Here is a 24,391-nt window from a genome sequence, read left to right on the forward strand (position 1 = left end):
CAACATTTTATATAGTCATTCATTAATTTGTGTGTTTTAATGTTGAATAATAATTCAAATTTTACAATACCGAAAAAAATACATTAGATTTGATTTAAATGGTTAAAAAAATTCAAAAAAAATACTGCCCCAAAAGAGGCAGTATTGAATAAATAGGTTTGTGGTTATTAGTTTTTAATGAATCTCTTGGAATTGTCTCCAATCTGGATCATGTAAGCTCCTTTGATCAATCCGCTTACATTCACGCTGCCTCTTTCCAGTTTTCCTGAGTTGATTAGTTTTCCACCCATATCGAAGATCTTATAATCTTCAGATGTCGTGTTTGAAATATATAATACATCTTTTACAGGGTTTGGATACAGTCTGAATCCGGCGATTAAATCTTTGGTATCAGAAAGTTCTCCTCTGCCTGAAGAAACGATATTAAGGGTGTAGTCTTCAACCTGGCCATACGTATATGAACCACATGAAGATGTCGGAACGGAGCTGTACTGCATCATTACTCTCATTCTTGTAGAGCCAATGGTTGCAGTAGCAGGAATCGTAATACTTCCCGTTACCGGAGTTGTAGTAGAGCCTGTTTTAGTCCATGCTAATTCTCCGCTGTCTGTAAAGTCTCCGTCACCGTTGTAATCAATATACACTGCATAAGCCTCGCTGTAAACCGTTGAAGTCCACGTTGGAGTTACTGAGATGGTGTATGCGCTTCCTCTTGTTACGTTGGTAGAAACGGATGTGAAGTTCTCATATCCTGCAGTACCTGTTGAAGTATTGTTGATGGTTCCGAATTTCACGTTTCCGATTCTTTCGTCAGCAGTATTGTTAGCAGAAGCAGAACAGTAAGTCACAGTTCCTCCTGTAAGGGTTGTTACGCTTACCGTGTTACTTGAAGGTGATACATTTCCTGCCGCATCTTTAGATTTAACCGTGAAGCTGTAAGTGGTTGCAGGGGTTAAACTGGTTACTGTATAAGTAGTAGACACAGTATTACCAATCACGGATCCGTTCATATATACATCATATCCTGTAACGCCTACGTTGTCGGTAGCGCCGCTCCAGGAAAGATTAGTGGTCGTCGCTGTAGTTCCGGAAGCAGCAAGGGTAGGAGCTGTAGGAGCTATGGTATCTGTACCTGAACCTGCATTAACGGTAATATTGGCATTGTTCACATCAAAGAAGATATGATTAGAACCTTTTACCATAATTCTTCCTGTCGTAGTAGATGAATTTGGAATCGTTACCGCCTGAGATCCGTCATTAGGAGTTCCGGCAAGAAGGGTAGTCCATGTATTTCCGCTATCTGTGGACCAAAGGATGTCTACATTAGCAGCATTGACGTTATTGGCTGTTGTTCCTGCTACGTTCCATGTAACGGTCTGTGAGCTTCCTGCCGCATAAGATATGGCTGAGTTTTGGGAAGACACACTGAATGGTCCCGCAGTTGCGTTTACCGTAACCAGTGCATCGTCGGAATTGTTTCCTGAACCTCCGGCTCTGTTGTCACGAACGGTAAATCTGAAATTTAATGATCTGGCTACGTTGGATAGAGCTTCCACTGCGATCTCTGTACCGGCAGTAGTAGTGCCTCCTGTTAAGATAGATGACATTCTAGGGAAATATCTTACCGGAGAAGTTGTTGGAGTCCATGATCTGAAAGTAGGACCTGATGCTTTCGTAGCACTTGCTGCAGAGCTGGCTCCGGTTTGTGACGATGAAGCATTATCCATCTGTTCCCAGATATAAGTTAATGAATCTCCATTAGCGTCAGTTCCTGTTCCTGTCAGCATAAATGGCGTTCCTTTTGGAATCGTATAATCAAGACCTGCATTGGCTGTAGGAATGGCATTTCCTGTAGAAGTGCTTACCGGACAGGTTTTAGCTTTAATATTATTGGTAATCTGCTGAATACTTACCGCATGGAAGAACGCATCTGAATGAGGTTGAACATCCTGAGCCGTAATTCCCGCATATCCCATGATAGTAGATCCTGAGCCCGGTTCCATATTGACTCCGGTACCTTCATTACCATGAGAGAAGGTGTGATTTCCTCCGAACTGATGTCCCATTTCGTGGGCAACATAATCAATATCGAAATTGTCTCCTGAAGGAATGGCATCTGCCGGAGAAGTATATCCGCTTCCTTTAGAACCGTTGGTACAGATACATCCGATGCAGCCAGCGTTTCCGCCACCTCCGGAAGCTCCGAATAAGTGTCCGATGTCATAGTTGGCTTCACCGATCACTGAAGTCAGGGTGCTTTGAAGCTGGGAGTTCCAGCTGCTCATTCCTGAAGAGGCAGAGTAAGGGTCTGTGGAAGCGTTGGTATAGATTACAGCGTCGTTATTGGCGATCAGGACCATTCTTGCGGCAAAATCTTTTTCAAACACACCGTTTACACGCGTCATGGTGTTGTTGATGGCTGCCAGCGCATTGGCTTTAGTCCCTCCGAAATATACAGTGTATTCTCCGGTAGTGGAAAGCGCCAGTCTGAATGTTCTAAGTTTGGCATCGTCTGCGTTGGGTCTTGCAGCGATATTGGTGTTGGATACTCCTTTTTGAGCCACATCAATAACGGTACATTCGAATTTGTTGAGGTTGTCTTTTTTATCTGATTTTCTGTATACTACATAAGACGAAAGATCTTTAGCATACGGTTCAATGAAAACAGCAGATTTATCACCGTAAATCTCCATAGAAGAAAGTCCGAGTGAAGAAATACTGAAGTAAACTGTTGAATTGGGATCGTTAAGGCCTTCGCCTACATAAGATTTAATATCCGGATATTTCGCGGCAAGCTGAGGGTCGAAGTTTGAATTTTCCCTTACTTTAAAGTTTTCCATCTTCCCTTCAGAATTGGGAAAAGAAATAATGGTTTCTGATTTTTCTCCCGCAGCTAATCTTTTGGGAGCTTTGGCAAGTGCATTTTTTAATCCGTCAAAATCTAAGTTGTAAATCTTCGGATTAGTGATTTGGGTTTTGTTTTCAAAAATGTCTGAAGGTGCTTTTTTTGAACCTTCGCTCCAGAGACGGTCAGTCTGCGCGAAAGAAATGCCCGTAATGAGAAGCATTCCAATCATGGATAATTGTTTTTTCATATTAATTATTTGTTTTGGTTGTGGAATATCAAAGCTAATGATTTTTATGTTACGAAAAACAAAATTATTTAAGAAAAATTTGGAGTATTCATTTAATATATTATGTAATACATTGAATATTATTGAAAACACATTATCTCATAAAAAGAAAATAGCATACGCAAAATACGTATGCTATTGGTTTATTCATGAAATAATTCTCAATCTGATTTTTAGGTCAGAACTTGAAAATCATCAGTTATTTTGTAATATCTCTTCCGATTACCATTCTCTGGATTTCTGAAGTTCCTTCACCGATGGTGCATAATTTAGAATCTCTGTAGAATTTCTCAGCAGGGAAGTCCTTTGTATATCCGTAACCTCCGAAGATCTGTACGGCATTGTTGGAAATTCTTACACAAGCCTCAGAAGCGTATAATTTAGCCATTGCTCCTTCTTTGGTCATTTTTTGTTTGGCATTTTTCAATGTAGATGCTCTTTGGATCAAAAGTTCAGCAGCATCAATTTCTGTTGCCATATCAGCAAGCATAAAGTTGATGGCCTGGAATTCAGCGATTGCTTTTCCAAACTGGTGTCTTTCTTTAGCATATTTTAAAGCAGCTTTGTAAGCTCCTCTTGCTGTTCCTAAACTCAAAGCAGCGATAGAAATTCTACCACCATCTAAGATTTTCATAGCCTGCTTGAAACCTTCTCCAACTTCTCCTAATCTGTGAGAATCCGGTACACGAACGCTGTCGAAAATAAGTTCAGCCGTTTCAGAAGCACGCATTCCTAATTTATTTTCTTTTTTTCCTGACGTGAAGCCCGGCATTCCTTTTTCCAGAACAAAAGCAGTAGAGTTATTTTTAGCTCCTATTTCACCTGTTCTGGTCATTACTACGGCAATATCTCCAGAAATCGCGTGAGTGATGAAGTTTTTAGCACCGTTGATCACCCAGTCATCACCGTCTTTTACAGCAGTCGTAGACATACCTCCTGAATCAGAACCCGTATTGTGCTCTGTAAGTCCCCATGCGCCGATTACTTTACCTGAAGCAAGCTGTGGAAGCCATCTGTGTCTCTGTTCCTCATTTCCGAACTCATAGATATGATTGGTACAAAGTGAATTGTGTGCTGCTACAGAAAGACCGATAGAAGGGTCTACCTGAGAGATTTCATCCAGAATGGTAACATATTCATGATAACCCAGACCGGAACCTCCGTACTGCTCAGGAACTACGATCCCCATAAATCCCATTTCTCCTAACTGGTGAAATAAGTCTTTTGGAAATGTTTGGCTCTCGTCCCACTCCATAATATTCGGTCTGATATTTTTCTCAGCAAATTCTCTTGCTGTCTCCGCTATCATTTTAATGTTGTCAATAGTCTCTGTGTTCATATAGATAAAATAGTTAGTTCCCAAAGATAATTAAATTGACGGAAAGCCAAAAATAATTATTTAGCTCATAGGATCATATACGCAATATTTTAATAATCAATTTTTTATATTTTCATAATTAATGATTTTTTAATAAATTTTTCAGAACTTTAAGTGTTTTAATTTACTATTTTAGCCTCCCAATTTTTAAGGAATGAAAAAACTTCTACTACCTATTATTTTAATCTCCTCATTTATTTCTGCTCAAGCTCCGGCGGGATATTATGACGGAACAGTGGGACTTACAGGCTATGCGCTGAAGTCTAAATTGCATGATATTATTGCTGAAAAGAATGTCAACTGGCACTATGGTGACTTGCAGGAATATTATAAACAGACAGATCTAGATGTTTATTACGATCATAACAACACGAATAATCCTTCCAATGGAAACTATATATTATTAGATATTTACTCAGAAATTCCGAACGGACCAGATTCATATGAGTACAATTCCACACAATTGCAGGGATCAGGTTCTATTACAGGAGAAGGAATCGCGTGGAACCGGGAGCATATGGTTCCGCAAAGTACATTCAGTACGGGAAGCATCAGTAATTATCCTATGTATTCTGATCTGTTTTATGTAGTGCCGGTTGATGCATGGATCAATCAGAGAAGGTCCAATTACCCTTATGGTGTAGCGGGATCGACAATTTATCATAGTTTCACTAATGGCTCAAAAATTGGAAACGATGCGACTCCGGGCTTGGCGTATACAGGACGCGTTTATGAGCCAATCAATGAATTTAAAGGAGATGTTGCCAGAGCATTGCTGTATTTTGCGGTAAGATATGAAGGAAAGCTGAACGCGTTTAATTATAATGCAGGAACCACTCCGGCCAATGACGAATCCCAGTTGGATGGTACGGAAGAACGTGCTTTTGAACCTGCTTATATTACGATGTTAAAACAGTGGAATGCTTTGGATCCTGTTTCACAAAGGGAAATAGACAGAAATAATACGGTCTACAGTATTCAGAAAAATAGAAATCCATTTATTGATAATCCGGGCTGGGTTGATTTAATCTGGTCTGAAACGCCTGATACAACTTCGCCTTCTGCCCCAATCAACCTGTCGGTAGCGCAACAGAATGCCAATTTTGTCAATTTAAGCTGGACACCAAGTACAGATACAGATATTTTAGGGTACAAAATTTATATGAATGGTGCCGCAACGCCTATTGCTACTACTAAAAATAATAGTATCACTATTGATAGGCTGACTCCATCAACGACTTATACTTTTACGGTAAAATCTTATGATAAAGGATATCTGGAATCTCCAATGAGTAACGTCGCAACAGCAGCCACGATTGCTTCAGATGGTTTTGCAAAGGATTTAATGATTACCAAATATATTGAAGGAAGTGGCAATAATAAGGCGATAGAAATTACCAATAAAACAGGACATGAAGTTAATCTGAATAATTACAATCTGAATATTCAGTTCAGCAGTGGAACCAGTTATTATTTCTCAGACAGTTTTCAGCTTGAGGGTAAAATTGCCAATAATCAAACATTTGTGGTTTTAAATCCCAACGCTGCATTCACATGTTATACCAATTCACAGGCTAAATTTGTTACGGCTTCTACTCCTATGACGTATACAGGAAGTCAGTATTTAGAATTAGCCTATAAGGGTTTTGGTACGGTAGATGCAATCGGTTTGAAAAGCACGTCTAATGCAAACGGTAATGTTTCTCTTTACAGAAAAAACACCATCAACCAGCCGACAAGCACATTTACTTTAAGTGAATGGGATTCTTATGCGATCAACTACTGTCAGAATCTTGGAGGAACTTTATCTACGACTGATCTTATCACTTCAAATAAAGAGTTTAAAATATATCCGAACCCGGTTCATGATGATCTTTTCGTGAGCGGAGAAACTCAGGATATTAAGATGGCTCAGGTACTGGATGTTTCAGGAAAATTGATTTATACTGAAAAAGAGCCGTTCAGAAACAAGAAGAATATTTCTCTTCAGAATCTTTCTGCAGGTTTTTATTTCTTAAAACTTGATGAAAAAGTGTATCAGTTTATCAAAAAATAAAAAAATATACCCAGTCAGTCATTGCGAGAGAAGCGATGCGATCTCATCAATATTTGCTAAAAAGCTTATAAACAATACATAATTGATATAAGCAGATTCACTAATAATCAATATCTATAAGTGTTTCTGCTTATATTTTTTATTTATAAGTAATTATGCTTATATTTGCACAATGATAGCGGTCATAACCGGTGATATTATAAATTCACAGCATGCACACACGGAAGTTTGGATCACCAGACTCAAGAATCTCCTGGAAAATTGGGGAAGTTCACCGCTCGCATGGGAAATCTACAGAGGAGACGAGTTCCAGTTTAAGTGTAGCATTGATGAAGTGTTCTGGCGTTTTCTAGCCATAAAGTCCCTTATAAGAAGTCAGGAAAATTTAGATGTAAGAATTGCCATAGGCATTGGTGAAGAGAATTTTTCCTCTGAAAAAATCACTGAATCCAACGGAACGGCTTATGTGCATTCCGGGCGGTTGCTGGACGACCTTAAGAGTGACGGACACACCGTTTCTATAAAAACCTCCAACGAAGCCGTAGACAGGGATTTAAACATCCTCCTGAAATGGTCTTCAAAAGATTTCGACAGCTGGACGGTAGCCACGGCAGAGATCATTCACGAAATGATCATGAACCAGGATATCACACAGGAAGATCTCGCTAAGAAATTTGCCATCTCACAGTCCTCCGTAAGTCAGAGGCTGAAACGCGCCAACTACGAACTTATCGTAGAAACTAATCAATATTTTAGAAAGAAAATCTCAGAACTGTAAGCATGATCTTTACTAAACTCATATTGGCACATCTATTCGGAGATTTTATTCTTCAGCCAGATTCTTGGGTTGCAGATAAAGAACGCCGTAAGCTGAAAAGCCCGTATTTGTACCTGCATGTTTTGATTCATACTGTTTTAAGTTTTGTTTTCCTTTGGAATACAGATCTGTGGTGGGTTTCCATTTTGGTTGGGATCACGCATCTTATTATTGATGCCTCAAAACTGATCTTTCAAAACGTAAAGAATAAAAAGAGATGGTTTTTCATTGACCAGATGCTGCATATTCTTGTGATTGCAGGAATCTCATTCTATTTCAAAGAATTTAATTTTGATTTTCTGAGCAATCAGGGAGTTTTAAAAATTGGGATGGCGGCATTGTTTCTGTCAACACCAGCATCCATCTTTATCAAAATATTATTGTCTTCATGGACTCCGGTTCCGGAGACACAAAGCAGTCTGCAAACCGAATCGCTGTCGAGTGCAGGAAAATATATCGGAATATTGGAACGTCTTCTGGTTTTCACGTTTATTATGGTGAACCACTGGGAAGGCGTAGGTTTTATGGTGGCCGCCAAATCGGTCTTCAGATTCAGTGATCTGGCGCAGGCTAAACAGCGAAAACTTACGGAATATGTACTGATCGGAACACTGTTGAGTTTCGGATTGGCTGTTTTAACAGGAATTTTAATAAAGTAATATAAAATAAATCTAACTAACAAGAATTTAGAAATGGAAAAGAAAGAAATGTTGTACGAAGGTAAAGCAAAACAGGTATTTGCTACCGATAATCCTAATGAAGTAGTGGTACGTTTTAAAGACGACGCTACAGCATTTAACGCTCAAAAAAGAGGGTCTGTTGATTTGAAAGGCGAAATGAACAACGCGATCACCACGCTGATTTTTGAATACTTAAATGAAAAAGGGATTAAAACTCATTTCATCAAACAATTAGACGAGAGAGAGCAGCTGGTAAAAAAAGTATCCATCATTCCATTGGAAATGGTGGTAAGAAATTACTCTGCAGGAAGTATGGCTCAGAGATTAGGAGTGGAAGAAGGAATTAAATCTCCGGTGACCATCTTCGATATCTGCTACAAAAAAGACGAGTTGGGAGATCCGCTTATCAATGATCACCACGCCGTTTTCTTAGGAGCAGCAACGTATGAGGAATTGGATGAAATGTATGAACTGACTTCTGATATCAACGAAATCCTGATCGATCTTTTTGATAAAATGAACATCATCCTGGTTGATTTCAAAATTGAATTAGGAAAAACGGCAGACGGGGAAATCATCCTTGCTGACGAAATTTCTCCTGATACATGCAGACTTTGGGACAAAGATACCATGAAGAAACTGGATAAAGACAGATTCAGAAGAGATCTTGGAGAAGTGACGGAAGCTTACGTAGAGATCTACAACCGTCTGAAAAATTTACTTGGTAAGTAAATTTTAGACATCAGATATCAGACACCAGATGCTAGACTTTTAAGCGCTGGAAAATGATTTGTTAGTAAACAAAATTAAAATTTGAAGTCGGTTTTTAGTCTGAAATCTGAAATCTGACTTCTTAGATCTAGAATAGAAAAAATAGAAATGAAAAGTTTAGACATTCATAAAAGTGAATATTTAAAACAGTTTAAAGGCCAGACCTACGGGAGGAATCTTTTCAGAACGCAGGAAGAAGAAAGACTGGATGCTCCCAATGAGGAGTGCGGAATCTTCGGACTGTATTCTGACAATGATCTCGATACGTTTTCGCTTTCACAGTTCGGACTTTTTGCCCTGCAGCACAGAGGACAGGAAGCCTGCGGTATTTCCGTTTTAAAAGACGGGAAAATCACGAACATGAAAGACGAAGGACTGGTTTTAGACGTTTATAAAGAAATTCAGGAACCTGAGGCTTTTATGGGAAATTCTGCAATCGGGCATACCCGTTATACCACTGCAGGAGACAAAAAGAAGTATAATTTCCAGCCGTTCTTCGCGAAAAACGAGTACGACCAGATTATTCTTTCTATAGCGCATAACGGTAACCTTACCAATGCGAGAGAATTAAAAAATGAACTGGAAGCTGAAGGCGTTGTCTTCAGAGCTACTTCCGATTCTGAGGTTATTTTAAGATTGATCCAGAAAAATCTTGACTTAGGACTTCGTGGAGCCATCAAAGCCACCATGGAGAAAATTGAAGGTGCTTATTCCGTAGTAGGGATGACGAGAAATAAATTCTTTGCATTCAGAGATTTCAACGGGATCCGTCCATTGGTTTTAGGAGCTGTTGACGAAAATACTTACGTGGTAGCTTCCGAATCTGTTGCTTTAGATGCTGTAGGCGCTCAGTATGTGCGTGATATCCTTCCGGGAGAGATCATTTATACCAATGAAAATGAGCCTGGAAAACTTCAGTCTTATATGGTGAATGAAGGAAGAGGAAAGCAGAGAATCTGTTCTTTTGAATACATCTACTTCGCAAGACCTGACTCTACTTTGGAAAATATCAACGTATATGAAATCAGAGAAAAATCCGGTGAAAAGATCTGGGAGCAGGCACCTGTAGAAGCTGATATCGTGATCGGGGTTCCTGATTCTGGAGTTCCGGCTGCCATAGGTTTCTCAAAAGCTTCCGGAATACCTTTCCGTCCGGTTCTGATCAAAAACAGATACATCGGAAGAAGTTTTATCGTTCCTACACAGGAAATGAGAGAAAGGGTAGTGAACCTTAAGCTTAACCCGATCATTTCTGAGATCAAGGATAAAAGAGTAGTGATCATCGACGATTCTATCGTAAGAGGAACTACTTCCAAAAGATTGGTGAAAATATTGAAGGATGCAGGCGTAAAAGAGATCCACTTCAGAAGTGTTTCTCCCCCCATTATTGCTCCTTGCTACTTAGGAATCGACACTCCGTCAAAAGATGATCTGATTTCAGCCAATATGACAACAGAAGAGCTTAGAGACTATCTGGGTGTAGACTCTTTGGAGTTCTTAAGCACAGAAAACCTGAAAGAAATTTTAGGATCTTCCAACCACTGTTTCGGATGTTTCACAGAAGAATATCCGGTAGAAAAAGGAGAGGAGATAGAATTATTTAATTAATCATCTACGATTCGAAATAAAAAAGAAAGAGCCAGACATTGAGTCTGGCTCTTTTTGTTTTTATAAATGTATCAAAAGCTTAATATTCCTTTATCATACGGTACAAGGGCAAATTCTAAATTTGTTTCCTTAAAATGTAGCGAAATGAAGAACGTATTTTTAACCGGTGCTTTTCTGGTACTGGCCCAATGGTATTCCTCTCAGACTTTTGATAATCAGGCGCATCGTGGCGGAAAGTCCTTATATCCTGAAAATACAATTCCGGCCATGAAAAACGCACTGAAAATGAATGTAACGACGCTGGAAATGGACCTTGCGATCACGAAAGACAAAAAAGTAATCCTTTCTCATGATGCTTTTCTTTCCCCTGAATTAATAACAAAACCGAACGGAACCTATATTCCTAAAGACTCCGGGTTTTACTATAAAATTTATGATATGTCCTATGCAAAGATTCAGACCTTTGACGTAGGCTCAAAGAAACTTGACCGCTATCCTGACCAGAAGAAGATGAAGGTTCAGAAACCGCTCTTCGCAGATGTAATCGATGCCTGTGAGGCTTATTCCCGCGAGCTGAAAAGACCTCTGCCTTTTTATAATATAGAAACCAAAACACGCCCGTTTTCAGATCATATATTTCATCCGGAACCTAAGGAATTTGTAGATCTGATGATGAAGATTATTCTCAAAAAAGGCATTCAGGACCGGGTCATTATTCAGTCGTTTGATCCCAGAACACTGGAAATCATTCATAAAGAATATCCTAAGATCATGACTGCTCTGCTGGTAGAAAAAGTGGATGATAAAAAGATAGCGCAACAACAGGCTCATTTCGAAAATATAGCCACCGAAAAATTCAAACAGTATCCGAACCATTTGAATGGCGTGGCAGGAGATATGAAATTTCTGAGTTTTACTCCAACCATTTACAGTCCTGAACATACACTTGTGACTTCAAAATTGGTACAGGAATGCCACGCATTAGGGATGAAAGTAATCCCATGGACGGTCAATACCAAAGAAAGATTAAAAGAATTAAAAGATATGGGAATAGACGGAGTGATCAGCGATGATCCGCGGATATTTGAATAACCGGTAAAGAGGTTTGAGAGTGGGAGTGTTTTAGGGTTTGAGCGTTAGACTGTCTGAGAGTTTTAGGATTTCAGTATGCGCATAATCTAATACACCAGAATGGCTGAATGAATGACAAATACCTGGTGGCTGAGGGCCTCGAAGCCACCAGTGATAATATCTGATATCTGAAATCTGGTGTCTGACATCTATCATCATCAAAAAACGAAAGTCCGGACTTAAAAATTTAAATCCGGACTTTACTATAGGTTAAATAATTGATTGTCTCTTATTAGAACTTGTAATTCAGACCTAACTGAAATGCTCTGTGGTTCAATGGTTCTGTACCTTCAGGCTTTTGGTTTCTCATATCCGTAAGACTGTTGATGTATCTTGCGTTGATTCCCAGGTTTTGAGTAATATCATATCCAAGACCTAAACCTAATCCTAAATTAAACTTGTTAACATTATCTTTGTTAATGTCTTCAGAGTTAGATACCGACTGAGTTGTGGTAATACCACCTGTTGTCGTAGAAATCGTGCTGTCTCCGGAGTTTTTTCCGTTGATGAAATAGCTGAATTCAGGACCTGCCTCTACATAAAATCTTTCTGTAGGTCTCATTTGTACCATTAAAGGAACTGAGATATAGTTCATGGTAGTTTTGTACTCGCTTTTCGTTTTAACGTTCGTAGCACCCGTAGTTACATCTGTAGATGAGATCACACTTCTAGCTCCTAACTGGTTATATAAAACCTCTGGTTGTAAGCTGAATTTCTGAGAAATTGGAATATTAACTAAAACCCCAGCATGGAATCCTACTTTCTGGTTGTTAAGGCTTAATTTCTGCTCACTAAAGTAAGAAGAGTTTCCCCCTGCTTTGATACCAAATCTGATCGGTTGTTTTTCTTTTTTGATAGGTTCCGGAGTTACTGTTTTTGTTTCCTGAGCAAATGTCATCATGCCAGCAGTAACTGCCAACCCTAGAAATAACTTCTTCATAATTTTATTTTTTAATTTTACTGTTGTACTTCGTGTCCGGTTTTTCAATCAGACTTGAATTATTTTGCAAAATGCTTGCCAAACTCGGAAAATCCTTATCTGAAGGGCTTTTGGGAGGGTTTTGACTGTTGTCTTTTCTCTTCTTTTAACGATTTTTTATGAAAAATTATATTATGAAATTCAGTTTTTTGATTGGGATATTAGGCTAAAACGCATTTATGTTGATGATTTAACATAGTGTTAAACCGGAAAAAATTAGACAAAAAAAGATAAGATAATTGATGAAGATGTCTAAGCTTTTATTTTCTTCAAGAGTGAAATAGAAAAAGCAAGCCATGTACATTAATGTTATATTGAAGGCGCAAACATATTTTCGAATTTCTTTGCGACCCTGTGCATTTTCCAACAAGAAATTTAACCAAATTTTTTAAGTGAAGTCGCAATTTTTAAATCCAAAATAGAGCACGCTCATTATGGGTTAGCATTCTAAAAGCTGGAATTTGAGCTTTTCCAGTTATTTCCTTAAAGCCTGTTGATTCAACAATTACCCCGCTCTCTTTTTTACTGTCATTACATGAAAACAATAACATCAATAAATATAATAGACCTATTAAATTTTTCTTCATGCGTATAATTCTATTTCTCAATTGTTGAGAGAACTGAGCTCAGTGTTAGGCGACCTCTCAAAAAAACATAACAATCCCAGATACTTTATAGTATTATGACTCTGCAGATCTGATTTTCACTTCTTTTAAATTACTTTTAAAGGTAACAGACACAAATACAAGAAAAAAAATCTGACACATAAACATCCAGTTGCCAATGATCCAGTAAGAGAAATAATTAGAATTCGGAATCATACTTCTAAAACATAATATAAAATTGTGAAAGACATCAACTATAATAATTACGAAAGTCAACCATATTCCGGTTTTGGGCTTGATGATTAATAAGATTGCAGCAATGGGATCAATAAAAGTCAAACTATCCCAAAAAAATCTGGTAAAAAACGGAGCATTATAATTTTCCGACAAAAATCCATTATTAATTATCCAGATTAGATGCGTAGTCATGCCACTTAGCATTGCTATACTTTGCATAATTAGGATAGTCTTTATTTTTATATGAAGTTTGGCAAAAAGCATCGTATTTATTTTAAAATCATTTAATTGTGGACAGTCCCAACGTAAGCAAATAACGCTTTATTTCAGGATAATGACTCTTACCAATTAAATGAGTTAAGATACTGATAAAAAAAGACTTTTTTCCATTAGAGGTAAAAACACATTTTCTGTTAACTGTCCTGATAACAGAAAGCCAGATAGCATCATACTCCCTAATACTAATGTCCTATTTAATGTCTATAAAAAATGCCGGACCTCCGAAAAGACCCGACATTAACTTGAAAATAATATATCTCTATTTGAATTTATACGCTAAACCAACTTGGAATGCATTATTTCTAACCGCATTTCCATTGCCGTGCTTATAGATGTCTGTAATACCTGCTGTAAACCTAGCTGTCACTGCAAGATTTTGAGTGAAATAATATCCGGCTCCAATCCCGATTCCAAAATTGAATTTATTGAATAAACCGTTTGAAAGTTTATCAGAATAGCTTGTTGTAGTCTTGATATTATCTGTAGTGTCAGTCCATTCTCCCTTAGATCTTCCGCCTAGAAGAAACCCAAATTCAGGTCCGGCTTCTACATATAAATCAGGAATGATATTATATTGAAACATTACAGGTACGGATAGGTAACTTAACGAAAGAGTTTCCTTTCCTTCTAATTTGGTCATAGGGCCGGGATCAAACATTCTGCTGGTTTCTATTTTTGCACCCAGCCCGCTGTATAATATTTCCGGCTGAAGACTGAATTTTTCTGAGATTGGAATGTTGGCAAAAACTCCGGCATTAAAACCAATTTTTGCTTTTTGGTCAGAATACATCCAGCCATTGTCATATACTTCGCTAATGGTAGAAATGTTCATACCTCCTTTTACTCCAAAAGTAATGGGAGATTTTGATTGAGCTTCTGTTTTTTCCTGCGCAAATGCCAGAGCACTCAGCGAAATGGACAATCCTAAAATTATTTTTTTCATGATTATAAAGTTTAAATTATTTTCTCAGCTTTTAATGAAAATTCCCGTCAAAGTGAGTAAATTAAAAAAGTCTTATTATAAATCAAAAGACCAGGCTTAAACGAATAAACCTGACCTTTTGTAATCTTTTTATCAACACTGAATTAAATAAAATTCCAGCATTTTATGATATCAATATTGATTATTTGAATTTGTAAGCTACACCTACCTGGAATGCATTATTTCTAATGGCATCTGAACTGTTTTCCTTATAAATATCTGTAATACCTGCAGTGAATCTGGCGGTTACCCCAAAGTTCTGAGTAAAATAATATCCCGCTCCGATACCGATGCCAAAGTTGAATTTATTGTGAAGATTCTTAACAATTTTATCAGAAAAGCTTGTTGTTTGTGTAGTCGTAGTATTTCCTGAAGTTACAGTTGTTGTAATATCCCCTTTGTCTTTTCCTCCTAAAAGAAATCCGAACTCAGGTCCTGCTTCTACATAAAGCTGAGGAAGGATATTGTATTGTACCATTACAGGAACCGTAAGATAGTTCAATGTTTTTTTGTACTCAACTTCTCTTTTGTATTTATCAGAATTATTGTAGTATACCTCTCTTTCTTCAGTTTTTGAACCCAATTGGTTAAAAAGAAGTTCAGGCTGAATGCTGAATTTCTCTGCTACCGGAATGTTTACAAATACGCCGGCATTAAAACCTGGCTTCAGTTTCTGATCATTGTCATACTGGTCAGCTTTACTAAGGGTAGAAGCGTTGAATCCAGCTTTAACTCCGAAAGTAACCGGTGATACAGATGCAGATTTAGTTTTTTCCTGTGCATTCACCAAAAGGCTTCCTGCAAATGCTAATCCTAAAATTAGTTTTTTCATGATTTTTAAAGTTTAAACTTATGTTCCCACACTGCAGCAAAATTCCCGCCAAAGGGATTAAACTGATAAATATCATGTTTTACGCGAAAAGGTCAGGCTTAAATGAATAAACCTGACCTTTTCTATTGAAATCAATTTGTATATGAAGAAACTTTTTTGCTTTCAGATATTGACTAAAACATCAACGTCTTCCGGCTTCTCAGATATACGCAAACTTCTTGCCAAAAATGCTGAATGGAGAAAATTTTCCACACAAAAAAACCGGACTAAATAAATAATCCGGCTTTCTATTGAATATAAAATTTGTTATCTGAATGTTAAAGCTTACTATTTGAATTTATAAGCTAATCCTACCTGGAATGTGTTGTTTCTTACAGCATCAGATCCGTTAGGTCTGTTTTTAGCTACGTCTGTTAAACCAGCAACATATCTAGCTGTAATTCCGAAGTTGTCTGTGAAGTAATATCCTGCTCCAAGACCGATCCCAAAGTTGAATGTTTTTAAATCATCTTTGTAGTTATCAGAAGTACTAGAGTTTCCGTTACTTTCATTTTTGATTTTGTTTTTTGCACTCACCATAAAACCAAACTCAGGACCAGCTTCTACAAAAAGATTAGGAATAAGGTTGTACTGGAACATTACCGGTACAGCGATGTAATCTAATTTAGTTGAAGAAGAATACTTGTTTCCTAATACAGTATACTCAGATTTTGAACCATACTGAGAGTATAAAACCTCCGGCTGAATGCTGAATGATTCTGCAACTGGAATGTTAGCAAATACACCTGCATTGAAACCGATTTTAGATTTTTGATCATCTAAACCTTCGTCTTTAGAAAGAGAAGATACGTTCATCCCACCTTTTACACCAAATGTTACCGGGTTAGATGAAGACTTTGGAGTCTGTTGTGCGAATGCCAGTGAACTTGCAGTTACTGCTAATCCTAAAATTAACTTTTTCATAACTTTAATTTTTTAATATTTTACTATTCTTAATTTTAAATTTTACTACCGTTCAATTTTTTGGTTGAACGCAGAGTATCTTTCAAATTGCTTGCCAAAAATAATTTACATGACAAAAGTCAGTATAGAAAGATGTGGTGATTTCAGGTGATTTATGTTTAATTGGTTGATTATTAATATTTTATATTCCCTATTAAACGTTTGTTTAGAAATAATCTAAATTGTGAGCCTTTCAAAACTGTACACTATTCTATTAAAATAAATTAAAAACGATGTTATTTCATAATAAGCTGTAATATTGTAGATTAAGCTTTTTAAGCTTGATGAAAACTTGGCAAAGGAACATTTGAATTTCTAAATAATAGTTAGTGCACTATAAGAAAACTTGAAGTATGGAACATAAAAAGATCGTAAAGTTTATGGTTTCCATTGTTGGATTGACAATAGTGGCTATGTTTGTCATGCTTTCACATATTGTTGATTATCCTGTTACTATTTACATTATGGGAGGCGTGGGTGTTTTGATCCTGCTTTTGACAGCAAAATTTATCTATGACTATTTTACAGCAGTTCCTCCACTTTTGACGACAGTTCATCGGGATGCTGGCGAACAGAAACTGTTCTTTATTTCATCTTACAGAAGCACAACGCTCAGTCTGGTGATGATCGTGTTGCCCGCGTTTTTTATTTATTTTTTACTTCCCACGGTTCCCGGAATTGTAAAAGAAATTCAAACGGGAAAGTCTGCTGCGCTTATTGTGATGTTGGTTTTGCTGATTATTTTATTTCTGGCATCAGTGTACAGCATTTTCATCGGGATCAAATTATTCATCCGACGGAAAAAGATTGTACAGCTTATTATAAACGACGATAGTTTTGAATTTTTCCCGATCTATGACTTTGGAACCGGAACACGAAACTTCCATGCAGTCTCTATGTTTTTTCGCACGAAAATGGAGAAAGCCTATTTTACGGATCAGCTGACAGTCAATATGGTAATCGATAAGTGGATGGGAAATAAGATAAGAGTTAAAGTAGAAGGAGTAGGTTTTTACCTTCCTTATTTATATAATGATACCAACGAGCTGGAAGAGGTTTATCAAACGATTAAAGAACGTTTACAGTTGAAAATATCTGAAAATCAGTAATGGAAGCTGGGAGACGGAGTACAAGTTGATAATTTGTAATAGTTTCCTTTAGTAGAACCATGTCAAGGTTCAAAACCTTGACATGGTTAGTTGGCGTATCTTGATGATTTCCAGATTCAAACTTAAGGATAGTATTTAAACATTGTCCAGTTTTCTGTAAAATTCTAAAGATTTCAAAATGTTTTCCTGACTGCACTGATAATCATACGTACATGATCCTATTCCCGTAAGCAGGGAAAAATTGATTTTACTGTCCGAATTCTTTTTATCATTAAGCAGAAGTTCCGTAATACGCTCGTCCTTAAAGTCGCTGATATCAAGGTAAGGATAATATCTCTGAATATTTTCGATGATAAAAGTGGCATCTTCCTCAGTGATAAGATCTTCAAGATGGGCCAGATGCGCCTCGCAGATCATTCCCATAGCGACTGCCTCCCCGTGAAGGATAGGATTTCCCTGGCTCAGGCAAAGGCTCTCTACTGAATGTCCTATTGTGTGTCCAAAATTCAGGGTCTTTCTGATATTTTTTTCATGGAAGTCCTTTTCTACAACATCCTGCTTGATATCCATGGAAGTCTGAATATGAGGAACTACAGTTTCCACATCCAGTTTATGTATTTGAATCAAACTGTCCCAATGTGCCTTATCAGCGATAAGACCGTGTTTCAGCATTTCTGCAAAACCGCTGCGCAATTCTTTAAAAGGAAGAGTTTCTAAAAATTTAGGATAAATAAAGATCTGTTCCGGGAAGGCAAAAGTTCCCACCATATTTTTATAATGCATCAGGTCTATCCCTGTTTTTCCGCCTATAGAAGCATCACACATGGATAAAAGGGTAGTAGGGATATTGATGAACTGAACCCCTCTTTTATAGGTAGATGCAATAAAACCACCCATATCTGTGATCACACCGCCACCAAGATTGATGACCAATGCTTTTCTGTCCGCCTGCATTTCTGTAAGAATTTCCCAAAGCTGATTCGCCGTCTGGATATTTTTCATTTCCTCACCTGCTTCAATCTCTAAAATTTCAAAACCTAAGTCTGTTTCCATATTGCCCAAAAGGACAGGAAGACAATATTCATGGGTGTTTTCATCAACTAAAATAAAGATTTTACTGAAAGATTTTTCGTGTAGAAAACTGTTTAATTGAGAAAAATCATCGTTTAATATTGTTATCATTATTGGAGTTTCTTTAAAATTAAAATAAAACTATTCTGCAAAGTTATGATTCTTAATTTTTAACTCGTAACTAAATTACTATCTTTGCAGAAATTTTTAGAAATGAGCAGAGATAATAATAATTCAGAAAGACCAAAAAGACCAAGAACTTCAACAAGAAACAATTCTGATGATTCTCGTGCTTCCAGATCTGGAAATTCTTCAGGATCAAAACCTTTTAAGAAACCTTTTCCTAAAGCAGGCGAAAGAAATTTCGACAGTAAAGGCAGTAATTCAAAGTTCGGACAGAAACCTTTCAAAAGAAGTGATGACAGTGCCAAAAGCAGCGATGAAGAAGCTGGTGAAAAAACGGCAAGCAGAGCTTTCATCACCAATTCAAGTGAAGGACGTGAGAGAAAGACTTTCGGGAAACCGGCTGCAAAAAGAGCAGGGGCAAAGAGTTTTGATACCAGAGACAAGTATGAAAGAGGCAGCCTGAAATACGGAAGAAGACCATCTTCCGGCGATGACAAAAATGAAGATAAGGCAAGATCTTTTGTACAGAAAAGAAGGTTAAACAAGATTGAAAAAGATGTTCATAAAGACACCATCCGTCTTAATAAGTATATCGCAAACTCCGGGATCTGCAGCAGAAGAGAAGCTGACGAACTGATCACGCAGGGGCTGGTAGAAGTAAACGGAGTAGTGGTGAACGAAATGGGCTATCAGGTTCAGAAGACCGATAAAGTAGTTTTTGACGGACAGGGTATTACGCCTGAAAAACCGGTATATGTGCTTTTAAATAAACCGAAAGGATATATTTCTACCACTAAAGATGACAAAGCCAGAAAAACCGTAATGGATCTGGTAGCCAATGCATCACCGTACCGTCTTTTCCCTGTTGGAAGACTTGACCGTTCTACAACCGGAGTTATTCTTTTAACGAATGACGGACACATGACAAAAAAACTGACGCATCCATCTTTTGATGCTAAAAAGATCTATCATGTGACACTGGATAAAAAACTGACCAATGAAGACATGAGACTTATCGTAGAAGGAATTCGTCTAGACGAAGGAATCGCGGTAGTAGATCAGATTTCATTCATTGAAGGGAAACCTAAAAATGAAATCGGAATTGAAATTCATATCGGATGGAACCGTGTTATCAGAAGAATTTTCCAAAGACTTGGATACGAAGTGGAAGCTTTGGACAGAGTAATGTTTGCCGGAATGACGAAGAAAAACATCAAACGTGGACACTGGAGAATCCTTACAGAACTGGAAGTTAATAATCTTAAAATGCTTTAATAGCCCGTTGTGGGATTCGTAGTACGGAGTTTCGAGATGTCGGGATTTGGGTTATGAATCACAATAGAAAGCTAAATTCTAAGCATTAGAAGAGAATTATAAAGTACAAAAAGCGTGGAAATTTTATTTCCGCGCTTTTTTGTTTTTTATATAATAAAAACGGATCAACTGCAAAGCTTGAGGAGCGGGTAAAATTTTTTAACGCAAAGCTTCATCTTGTTGACGTTTAGTTTTGAGGAAGGCAAAGACTTTGACTGCGTCACTTATGAAGCGATCGGTTTACAACATCCGCTTAATCGAATCAATGAAATTGATTCCTTCTTTGCAGCCTTAAATCATCGGTATTAAAATAGACCTTTGCGTGAAAAAAGCTTATGCGCTCCTCAAGTTTTTAAATTAATCCCATTAAACTTTAAGTCAAACTAAAACCCTTATCTTCTCAGAACCCACAACCTGTTATTCCTTCAAAAACTGCGGAACCTTCCTCTGCGGACTCACCTGTTCAAAAGTATAAGCCATATTAATCAGTTTTCCTTCACTCCATTTTTCGGCAGAAAATAAAATCCCGACAGGAAGTCCGTCGATATAGCCCATGGTCAGCGTAATGCTTGGATATCCCGCAATGGCTGCCGCATCTGCACTTCCGAACGTGTAATGATCTCCGTTTTTCAAATCGGTTTTCCAGGCTTCCGTTGTTGTTGGGGAAATGACCGCATCCAGATTATACTTTTTCATAGCGAGATCAATTCCCTTCTCACGGCTGCCTTCCTGTGCTGTTTTTACGGCTTTGGCATAACCTTCTTCTTTGGTGCCTTTACTTTTTGCAGCCATTTCCAGATATTCCTGTCCGAAATATTTTAGCTCTTCTTTATTATTTTTATTGAAAGCAATCAGTTCGTCTATATTTTTTACTGGTGCATTTTTACCCAGTGAGGCAAGATAATCGTTGATCCCATCTTTATATTCATCAATCATCAGTTCCAGAGATTTTTCATATACTTCTCCTGAAAGCAGATCTTTTTCTATTTCTACCATAACAGCTCCCTGACTTTCCAAAACCTTTAAGGTCTGTAAAAACAGTTCATCCACTTTTTTGCTGGCACCGTTGGTGATTCCTTTTACGTATCCTAATCTTTTTCCTTTCAATCCTTTTAAATTCAGGAATGGGGTGTAGTCTTTATGAAGAAATGGAGTATTTCCAAAGGTTTTCACGTCATTTTTATCTTCACCTACCATAGTTCCCAAACTTATCGCAACGTCTTTCACGGTTCTTGCCATAGGTCCCGGCGTGTCCTGTGTGCTTGAAATAGGGATGATTCCCTGTCTTGAAATCAACCCGACCGTTGGTTTTAACCCAACAATTCCATTGATACTGGAAGGACAGACGATAGATCCGTTGGTTTCCGTACCAATAGCCACAATTCCCAGATTGGCAGAAATGGCGGCTCCGGAACCTGCACTGGATCCGCAGGTATTTCTATCTAAAATATATGGATTTTTTGTCAGGCCACCGAGTCCACTCCAGCCGCTGGTAGATTTCATTCCCCGGAAGTTGGCCCATTCGCTGAGATTCGTTTTTCCGATGATGACGGCGCCGGCTTCTCTTAATTTTTTAACCAGATAACTGTCCTGCAGCGGAAAAGAATTCTTTAATGCTAAAGATCCTGCAGTATTCGGCATTTTATCGCGGGTATCTATATTGTCTTTCAATAAAACAGGGATCCCAAACAACGGTTTATCTTTAAATTTTGAACCGATATGATCTAAAGAATCTGCAATTCTGACCGCATCCGGATTGACCGTGATAATTGAATTAAGCTTGACTCCGTTTTTATCAACATCATTGATGCGCTTCAGATAAGCCTCTACGACTTCTTTTACGGTAGTTTTTTGACCTTTGTAAAGACTTTGAATTTTCTGGATATCATATTCCAGATATTTAAATTCATTATGGGTTGTGTTTTGAGCTTTTCCCAGAACAGCAGTGAAAAATGCTGCCAATACAATGCTTTTTTTCATTCGGCGTATTTCTTTCAAATATAGATAATTATCTGAAAACTGGGGTTTGAAGTGATGAGTTAATAAGAACAGTGTAAGCAGGCACAAAAAAGACGCAGAAAAATCTGCGTCTTTATTATTTAAATACAATTATAAGGAGAAAGTTATCTGGATACTCCAAAAACGTATCACTCATAATTCATCATTGATAATTCATCAAAAAATTATCCCAAAATTGTAACCCCCTTCTGGATCATTTCATAAATAGCATCTCTGCCATTCTCCGGCTTTACGTTAACCGCTTTGGTTCCATTAAAGTGAAGACAAGTGATATATCCGTTGGCTACTGCATCTGTACAGGTGAATTTCACACAATAATCCATCGCAAGACCTACCACTTCAAGTAATTGGATCTCATGGTATTTAAGGAAATCATCAAGCCCTGTTTTCATAAAGTGATTGTTGTCCTGAAACCCACTGTAGCTGTCGATCTCAGTGTTTTTTCCTTTTTGAATGATATGGGTGACTTTATCTCTGTTTAAGTCTTTATGGAATTCTGCCCCGAAAGTTCCCTGGACACAGTGATCCGGCCACATAAACTGGGGAACACCATTCAGGATAATACTTTCACCGACTTTTCTGTTGTTATTGCTGGCAAAACTTTTATGATTGGCAGGATGCCAGTCCTGAGTAAGAACGATTTGATCATATTCATTTTCCTCCATCAGAAGATTGATGTATGGAATCACTTCATTCGCTTCCGGAACTGCTAATGCGCCGCCTTCACAGAAATCATTCTGTACATCTACGATTATTAACGCTTTTTTCATATTGAGATTTCTCGAATTTTGGATAAAAATACTCAAAAAATCGTCCAAAACTGAATTATCGGACAAATCGGCAATATAAATTTTTCGCCCTAAAAAGAAAATAATTGCAATCAGTATTGGGTTTCAGGTTATAAACCAAATATCAATAGCTTATCTTTGCAGGAAATAAGTATTTTATGTCATTTGAGTCGTTAGGATTATCACACAATATTATTCGTTCTGTCAATAAATTAGGGTATCTGAAGCCGTTCCCGATTCAGGAGCAGGCTATTCCTGTTATTTTGCAGGGAAAAGATCTGATGGGAATTGCACAGACCGGTTCCGGAAAAACAGCTTGTTTTGTGATGCCTATTTTAGAGAAATTACAAAACGCAGAAGTTAAAAAAGACCGTAATGTTCAGGTGTTAATACTGGTTCCTACACGTGAACTGGCGATTCAGATTGATGAAGTTTTCAGAGCTTTTACAGATAATCTGAAGCGTGAGATCCGTACGATGGCGGTTTATGGAGGGGTTTCCATCAATCCGCAGATGAAAGGAATGTTTGGGGTGGAAGTTCTTATCGCGACACCAGGCCGTTTATTGGATTTGATTGATCATAATGCGTTAAGTATTTCAGGAATTCAGCATTTGGTTATTGATGAAGCGGATAAAATGTTTCAGCTAGGTTTTGGAGAGGAAATGAATAAACTTTTTGCTCTGATGCCTGTCGGAAGGCAAACAACTTTGTTTTCGGCGACTTTAAATGATAAAGTAGCTGAAATGAAGGAACGTTTGTCCATTAATCCTACAATGATTGAGATTAAAAAAGAGGAAGTTGAAATTGATAATATCGAACAACTGGCCTATCACGTTTCTCCTGAAAACAAAGGACCTTTCTTGCGTTATTTAATTAAGGAAAAGAAAGTGGAGAAAGCATTGATCTTTGTATCTTCTACAAGATCTGCGGATAATTTAGTGGAAAAACTTAAAAAGAATAAAATTAAGGCAGTAGCCATTCACAGTCAGAAATCACAGGGTGCCCGTAGAAATAATCTGGAAGAGTTTAAAGTAAACGGAGCTCAGATTTTAGTAGCTACAGATCTTATTGGCCGTGGTATCCACATCGAGTCTTTACCATGTGTGATCAATTATGAGTTACCGCGTTCGCCGTTAGATTATATTCACCGTATTGGTAGAACAGGTCGTGCCAATGAAAAAGGAACGGCGATCAATATTCTGACGGATGACGAACTGCAACACTTCAGAGTGATTCAAAAGAAAATGGGTAAGAAAATAACGTTACAAAGAACCGAGGGCATTGATTTGCACGGTTACTAGCACAGTGATTTAAATAATAAGCTTCAATTTTAATAGAATTGGAGCTTTTTTTATCAGTAAATTATTCCGGATTTCTATAGGATAATAAGCATAATTAACGCTTTTTTCATTTTAGATTCTTGGATTTTTGATAAATTTACAAAAACTGCCATCTACACAACGTCCAAAAAAT

General features: G+C 37.6%; 19 protein-coding genes. 9 read left to right on the forward strand and 10 right to left on the reverse strand.

The window, feature by feature from the left end; translation table 11 throughout:
* Nucleotides 1-167 precede the first annotated feature (167 nt).
* Both BUA72_RS14935 and BUA72_RS14940 read right to left on the reverse strand, forming a co-directional pair.
* Entirely contained in the window at nucleotides 168-3,095 is a 2,928-nt protein-coding gene (locus BUA72_RS14935; RefSeq protein WP_072923643.1) for a reprolysin-like metallopeptidase, read from the reverse strand.
* A gap of 238 nt (nucleotides 3,096-3,333) precedes the next feature.
* On the reverse strand, nucleotides 3,334-4,473 hold the full coding sequence (locus BUA72_RS14940; protein ID WP_034730182.1) for an acyl-CoA dehydrogenase family protein: 1,140 nt from the start codon (nucleotides 4,471-4,473) through the stop codon (nucleotides 3,334-3,336).
* Between the two features lie 193 nt (nucleotides 4,474-4,666).
* Between BUA72_RS14940 and BUA72_RS14945 the strand changes: the two genes are divergently transcribed.
* The 6 genes from BUA72_RS14945 to BUA72_RS14970 all read left to right on the forward strand — a co-directional run bounded on the left by BUA72_RS14945 (nucleotide 4,667) and on the right by BUA72_RS14970 (nucleotide 11,536).
* Nucleotides 4,667-6,568: an endonuclease gene (locus tag BUA72_RS14945; RefSeq protein ID WP_072923645.1), complete on the forward strand. Its 1,902-nt coding sequence runs from the start codon at nucleotides 4,667-4,669 to the stop codon at nucleotides 6,566-6,568.
* A 172-nt stretch (nucleotides 6,569-6,740) separates the two neighbouring features.
* Nucleotides 6,741-7,346, forward strand: coding sequence for a SatD family protein (locus BUA72_RS14950; RefSeq protein WP_072923646.1), 606 nt, complete (start codon nucleotides 6,741-6,743; stop codon nucleotides 7,344-7,346).
* Nucleotides 7,347-7,348: 2 nt separating this feature from the next.
* Nucleotides 7,349-8,044, forward strand: coding sequence for a DUF3307 domain-containing protein (locus BUA72_RS14955; RefSeq protein ID WP_047455747.1), 696 nt, complete (start codon nucleotides 7,349-7,351; stop codon nucleotides 8,042-8,044).
* Nucleotides 8,045-8,077: 33 nt separating this feature from the next.
* Entirely contained in the window at nucleotides 8,078-8,797 is a 720-nt protein-coding gene (gene purC, locus BUA72_RS14960) for a phosphoribosylaminoimidazolesuccinocarboxamide synthase (RefSeq protein WP_034730194.1), read from the forward strand.
* 147 nt (nucleotides 8,798-8,944) lie between these two features.
* Complete coding sequence (purF, locus tag BUA72_RS14965) at nucleotides 8,945-10,444, forward strand: amidophosphoribosyltransferase (protein ID WP_034730199.1); 1,500 nt, start codon at nucleotides 8,945-8,947, stop codon at nucleotides 10,442-10,444.
* 144 nt (nucleotides 10,445-10,588) lie between these two features.
* Nucleotides 10,589-11,536 carry a glycerophosphodiester phosphodiesterase family protein gene (locus BUA72_RS14970; protein ID WP_072924119.1) on the forward strand — a complete coding sequence of 316 codons (948 nt, stop codon included), beginning with the start codon at nucleotides 10,589-10,591 and terminating at the stop codon, nucleotides 11,534-11,536.
* Between the two features lie 271 nt (nucleotides 11,537-11,807).
* Here BUA72_RS14970 and BUA72_RS14975 read toward each other — a convergent pair whose 3' ends face one another.
* From BUA72_RS14975 to BUA72_RS15000, 5 genes are all read right to left on the reverse strand, one after another.
* On the reverse strand, nucleotides 11,808-12,515 hold the full coding sequence (locus tag BUA72_RS14975) for a porin family protein (RefSeq protein WP_051891324.1): 708 nt from the start codon (nucleotides 12,513-12,515) through the stop codon (nucleotides 11,808-11,810).
* Between the two features lie 446 nt (nucleotides 12,516-12,961).
* Nucleotides 12,962-13,141, reverse strand: a complete 180-nt coding sequence (locus tag BUA72_RS14980) for a hypothetical protein (protein WP_072923648.1) — start codon at nucleotides 13,139-13,141, stop codon at nucleotides 12,962-12,964.
* Nucleotides 13,142-13,934: 793 nt separating this feature from the next.
* Nucleotides 13,935-14,618 carry a porin family protein gene (locus BUA72_RS14990; protein ID WP_072923651.1) on the reverse strand — a complete coding sequence of 228 codons (684 nt, stop codon included), beginning with the start codon at nucleotides 14,616-14,618 and terminating at the stop codon, nucleotides 13,935-13,937.
* Between the two features lie 181 nt (nucleotides 14,619-14,799).
* Nucleotides 14,800-15,489 carry a porin family protein gene (locus BUA72_RS14995; protein WP_072923653.1) on the reverse strand — a complete coding sequence of 230 codons (690 nt, stop codon included), beginning with the start codon at nucleotides 15,487-15,489 and terminating at the stop codon, nucleotides 14,800-14,802.
* 327 nt (nucleotides 15,490-15,816) lie between these two features.
* Nucleotides 15,817-16,452 (reverse strand): porin family protein, encoded by a 636-nt coding sequence (locus BUA72_RS15000; protein WP_047455738.1) that lies wholly within the window; start codon nucleotides 16,450-16,452, stop codon nucleotides 15,817-15,819.
* A 392-nt stretch (nucleotides 16,453-16,844) separates the two neighbouring features.
* Between BUA72_RS15000 and BUA72_RS15005 the strand changes: the two genes are divergently transcribed.
* The gene (locus BUA72_RS15005; RefSeq protein WP_072923654.1) at nucleotides 16,845-17,600 is read left to right on the forward strand and encodes a hypothetical protein; all 756 of its coding nucleotides are present in this window, start codon (nucleotides 16,845-16,847) and stop codon (nucleotides 17,598-17,600) included.
* Nucleotides 17,601-17,735: 135 nt separating this feature from the next.
* Here the strand turns inward: BUA72_RS15005 and aroB are convergent, their stop codons facing one another.
* Entirely contained in the window at nucleotides 17,736-18,782 is a 1,047-nt protein-coding gene (gene aroB / locus BUA72_RS15010; RefSeq protein WP_047455735.1) for a 3-dehydroquinate synthase, read from the reverse strand.
* Between the two features lie 102 nt (nucleotides 18,783-18,884).
* Between aroB and BUA72_RS15015 the strand changes: the two genes are divergently transcribed.
* Entirely contained in the window at nucleotides 18,885-20,072 is a 1,188-nt protein-coding gene (locus BUA72_RS15015) for a pseudouridine synthase (protein WP_047455733.1), read from the forward strand.
* Nucleotides 20,073-20,528: 456 nt separating this feature from the next.
* Here the strand turns inward: BUA72_RS15015 and BUA72_RS15020 are convergent, their stop codons facing one another.
* On the reverse strand, nucleotides 20,529-22,091 hold the full coding sequence (locus BUA72_RS15020) for an amidase (protein ID WP_072923656.1): 1,563 nt from the start codon (nucleotides 22,089-22,091) through the stop codon (nucleotides 20,529-20,531).
* A 203-nt stretch (nucleotides 22,092-22,294) separates the two neighbouring features.
* Complete coding sequence (gene pncA / locus BUA72_RS15025; RefSeq protein ID WP_047455730.1) at nucleotides 22,295-22,900, reverse strand: bifunctional nicotinamidase/pyrazinamidase; 606 nt, start codon at nucleotides 22,898-22,900, stop codon at nucleotides 22,295-22,297.
* A 176-nt stretch (nucleotides 22,901-23,076) separates the two neighbouring features.
* Between pncA and BUA72_RS15030 the strand changes: the two genes are divergently transcribed.
* Nucleotides 23,077-24,219, forward strand: coding sequence for a DEAD/DEAH box helicase (locus BUA72_RS15030; protein ID WP_034730230.1), 1,143 nt, complete (start codon nucleotides 23,077-23,079; stop codon nucleotides 24,217-24,219).
* The last annotated feature ends 172 nt before the right edge of the window (nucleotides 24,220-24,391 follow it).

The sequence above is a fragment of the Chryseobacterium sp. OV279 genome (assembly GCF_900128945.1).
Classification (GTDB): Bacteria; Bacteroidota; Bacteroidia; order Flavobacteriales; family Weeksellaceae; genus Chryseobacterium.